The following is a 4342-nucleotide window of genomic DNA, read 5'->3' as shown; positions in this document are numbered from 1 at the left end:
GGCGGGCGCCGGGGTGGCGGGCGGGACGAGTCCGGGGGCGGGGGCGGCGCCGAGCCGGGCCTGCAGGACCCGCCAGCGGCGCCCGTCGGGTGGCCCGCCGCGCCTGGTCAGCTCCGCGAACTCGGCCGCCAGCCGGGTCTTGCCCTGCCCGCCCGGCGCGTGCAGCAGCAGGACGGACAGCCCGGTGCCGCCGGTGTCGCGCCAGTCGGCGAGGTGTCCGAGCTCGGCGTCCCGGCCGGAGAACGCCACCACCCGCCGGCGCGCGTCGAGCAGCCGGCTGGGCTGCGCCATCAGCCAGCCGAGGTCGGAGGTGTCGGGCGGCGGGAACTCCTCGATGAGGTGGCGCCGCGCGCCGTAGTGGTGGTGGAAGGCCACCGAGCCGGCCTGCACCACCGTGTTGGCCGTGCCCTCGAAGTGGTTCTGCGTCATACCTGCCCCCCGGCGACCGTCTCGCGCCCGCCGGCGCGCTTCGTGTCCTGTCTATCCGACGCCGGGCGGCGGTGTCCCGGATACCGCGGGGGTCCCCGGCCCGGGCAGCGGTCCCCGGGCGGGAGTTCGCCGGCCGTTCAACCGCCGTTCGGCCGCCGCCGGACCGAGCCGCCCGGCCCGGGGCGGCGGTGGGCGCCGGACCGCCCTACCGGCCCGGCGGGATGATGCCCGTCAGCCAGGTGAACGCCGGGACGACCAGTGGCTTCCAGGTCGAGGTGAGGTGCGGGCCGGTGGTCTCCACCATGGTGACGGTGGTCGGGTTCTTCGCCGCGCGCTGGAGGGCGGTCGCGTCGCCGAGGCCGTCGTCCTTGCGCCCGGTGAGGTAGAGCGCGACGTTCGGCGGGGTGGCGGCGTGGGTGAGCAGAGTGAGGGGGTTGGCGCTCTCGCGGAGCTTGGGGTCCTTGGCGGTCAGTGAGGCGGGTTCCTGGCCTGGGTCGTTGTAGCCGGACATGCTGATCGCGGCGCGGTAGCGGTTGGGGTGGGCGAGGGCGAGGCGGGTGGCGCAGTGGGCGCCCGCCGAGTAGCCGGCCAGTGCCCAGCGGTCCGGGGTGGTGTCGGCCCGGAAGTTGTCGGTGACCATCTGCGGGACGTCGCGCGACAGCCAGGTCTCGGCGTTGACCTTGCCGGGGACGTCGGCGCAGCCGGAGTCGGTGTTCGGGCCGAGCAGGGTGACCCGGGGCGCCACCAGGATGAACGGGGTCACCTGACCGGCCTTCATCAGCGGGCCGAGCTGGTTGCTGACGTCCATCGCCCCGAACCAGGCGCTGGCGCTGCCGGGGAAGCCCGCCAGCAGCTCGACCACGGGGAACTTCTTGTCCTTGTACGCCGGTTCGTCGTACTGCGGCGGCGTCCAGACCAGGACCTCGCCGTCGACGCCGGAGAGCCGGCCCTTGAGGTCGGTCTGCTTGACGGTCCGTGGGACGGCGTCGGAGTCGGCGGGCCTGAAGGCCTGGATCACCTTGGGTCCGGGGGCGCCGGCGCCGTCGTCCTTCGGGGGGTCGGGTACGGCGCGGACGTGGCTGGCGGTGCCCAGCAGGTCGCCCCAGTTGTCGTAGAGCAGGTTGGCGTTGTTGACCAGGACGAAGACCATCGCCACGGCGGTGAACTGACAGAACAGGATGGTGCCGAGGTAGCCGGCCGCCTGGAGCGGTCCGCGGCGCGGCGCCCGTTGCCGCGGGTTGCGCCGGAGCGCTCCGGCGTTTCTCCACTGCGCCATCGCCAAGGCGATGGAGGCCACGAACAGGATGATCGTGAGGATGAGGAACGGGGTACCTGTCAGTGTCATCGCGCGCTTTACCTGGATCCTGTGCTGCCCGGACGGATTTGCCCGGCACGCTCATGGACTGCCGGAACGCGCGTTCGGTTGCCGCTCCCTGGGAGAAAGCTGAGAGTTTGCCGAACGTTGCCGAACCCTTGACGGTGCGCCACCCGCCCACCGCGCCCGAGGGCGGTCCGGACCCGGGCAGGAAACCCTCGGCCGCCGGGTTCGCCGGCCCACCGAGGGGAGCCGGCGGCCCGGCTCCCGGGGCTCCCGCCACCACGTCGGCGAGGCGGCCGCGGCTTCGTTCCGGTCGGGAACGTCATCGGGCGCGCCTTCGCCGCCGCCCGGCCGCCCTCCACGTCACCGGCCTGCCGGTCCCCGCCGACGAGCCCTGACAGCCGTCGCCCCGGCGGCTCCGCTCGCGCCGGTTACCACCTTCCGTCGGGTCTTCGACAGGATGGGCCCATGACCGAGATTCAGACCCCCCGCCTCCTGCTGCGCCGCTGGCAGGACACCGACCTCGCCGCGATGGCGGAGATCAACGCCGATCCGGAGGTGATGCACTGGATCCGCGACGGCTCCGTGCTCGACCTGGAGCAGACCGCGGAGGCGATCGAGCGCTGGGAGGAGGAGTGGGACGAGGAGGGTTTCGGCCTGTTCGCCGTCGAGCTGCTGGCCTCGGGCGAGCTGGCCGGGTTCACCGGGCTGTCCGTTCCCGACTTCCTGCCCGAGGTGCTGCCCGCCGTGGAGATCGGCTGGCGGCTCGGCCGCCCGTACTGGGGTCAGGGGTACGCCTCGGAGGCCGCGCACGCGGTCCTGGAGTTCGCCCTGGAGGACCGGGGTCTGGACCGGGTGATCAGCATCACCCGGATCGGCAACACCGCCTCCGAGAACGTCATGCGCAAGCTCGGCATGGAGCCGGAGCGCGAGCTCACCGACCCGCGGTACGGGCACCCGCTGCGGATCCACGCGATCGACCTGACCGAGTACGCCTGACGGCCCGCCGGCGCGCCCCGCGCCCGCGGCCACTCCCCCGGCCGGTCGCCGCCGCGGCCGGCCGTCGGCATGTCCGGCCGCGCGGGCGCTGACTCCCGTACCGGATGGGGTGATTGACGGTACTTGTGCGGGTGCGGCCGGGGATCCGGGCGGCGAGTTCTGTCGGGATGGTTGACCTTGTTGAAGTGGTCATGGCAGTTTCGTGCGGCGTGGGTGTCGGCGACCTGCCGCACGCCCGCATTCCCCCACAAGGAGAGCCATGTTCAAGAGACTTGTCGCCGCCTTCGGTGCGGGCGCGGTCATCGCGGGTGTGCTGACCTTCGCCGCCTCCCCCGCGCAGGCCGTCCAGGCCGGCGACCTGACCGCCACCATCGCGCTGAGCAACTGCTCGGCCACGCTGGTGCGTTACCCCTCCTCGGTCGACACCGACCGGGCGCTCATGCTCACCAACGGGCACTGCCTGCCGACCATGCCCAGCGCCGGCCAGGTGATCCAGAACGTCAGCGCCAGCCGCAGCGGCACCCTGCTCGGCCCGTCCGGCTCCTCGCTCGGCACCGTCCAGGCGGACAAGGTCCTCTACGCGACCATGACCGGCACCGATGTGGCGCTGTACCAGCTGACCGACACCTACGCGTCGATCACCAGCAAGTACAGCACCACCGCACTCACCATCAGTGACACCCACCCGGTCGACGGCTCGTCGATGTTCATACCCTCCTCGTACTGGAAGCAGGTGTGGACCTGCTCCGTCAACGGGTTCGTCCCCACCCTGCGCGAGGACCAGTGGACCTGGCACGACTCGATCCGCTACGACAGCGGCTGCAACACCACCCACGGCACCTCGGGCTCCCCGATCGTCGACGCCGGCACCAAGCGGGTCGTCGGCATCAACAACACGGGCAACGACGACGGTGAGATGTGCACGCTGAACAACCCGTGCGAGGTGGCGGCCGACGGCACCACCACGGTGACCAAGGGGCAGAGCTACGGTGAGGAGACCTACTGGTTCACCACCTGCCTCGGCGCCGGCCGCGCCATCGACCTCACCGTCAGCGGCTGCCTGCTCACCAAGCCGGCCGGCACCGCGGTGTCGGTGACCAACCCGGGCAACCAGTCCACCGTGCTGAACGGTTCGGCCAACCTGCAGATCTCGGCCTCCGGCGGCACCGCCCCGCTGACCTACTCGGCCACCGGCCTGCCCACCGGCCTGTCGATCAACGCCTCCACCGGCAAGATCACCGGCACCGTGACCACCGCCGGCACCTCCAACGTGGTGGTGACCGCCAAGGACACTGCCAACAAGACCGGCACCGCCAGCTTCACCTGGACCGTCAACACCGGTGGTGGCGGCGGCTGCACCCCGACCCAGCTGCTCGGCAACGCCGGCTTCGAGACCGGCTCCGCCGCGCCGTGGACCACCACCAGTGGCGTGGTCGACAACAGCGCCTCCCAGGCCGCCCACTCGGGCAGCTGGAAGGCCTGGATGAACGGCTACGGCTCCGCCCACACGGACTCCGCCTCCCAGACGGTGACCATCCCGGCGGGCTGCAAGGCCACCCTCAGCTACTGGCTGCACATCGACACGGCGGAGACCAC

General features: G+C 72.2%; 3 protein-coding genes and 1 pseudogene. 2 read left to right on the top strand and 2 right to left on the bottom strand.

The features are described from left to right. A pseudogene (locus AA75_RS51365) lies at positions 1–429 on the bottom strand (ATP-binding protein); the annotation flags it as partial. A gap of 205 nt (positions 430–634) precedes the next feature. Continuing rightward, positions 635–1774 (bottom strand): esterase family protein, encoded by a 1140-nt coding sequence (locus AA75_RS44140; protein ID WP_033826214.1) that lies wholly within the window; start codon positions 1772–1774, stop codon positions 635–637. A gap of 441 nt (positions 1775–2215) precedes the next feature. Between AA75_RS44140 and AA75_RS44135 the strand changes: the two genes are divergently transcribed. Together AA75_RS44135 and AA75_RS46855 are read left to right on the top strand one after the other, a co-directional pair. Further along, positions 2216–2746 carry a GNAT family N-acetyltransferase gene (locus AA75_RS44135; RefSeq protein WP_033826213.1) on the top strand — a complete coding sequence of 177 codons (531 nt, stop codon included), beginning with the start codon at positions 2216–2218 and terminating at the stop codon, positions 2744–2746. A gap of 259 nt (positions 2747–3005) precedes the next feature. After that, positions 3006–4342: putative Ig domain-containing protein (locus tag AA75_RS46855; protein ID WP_233289470.1), on the top strand; the 1337-nt coding region annotated here is incomplete at its 3' end.

Source organism: Kitasatospora sp. MBT63, assembly GCF_000710465.2.
Classification (GTDB): Bacteria; Actinomycetota; Actinomycetes; order Streptomycetales; family Streptomycetaceae; genus Kitasatospora.
Note: the sequence above shows the minus strand (reverse complement) of the source record. Positions and strands in the feature narration are given on the sequence as shown.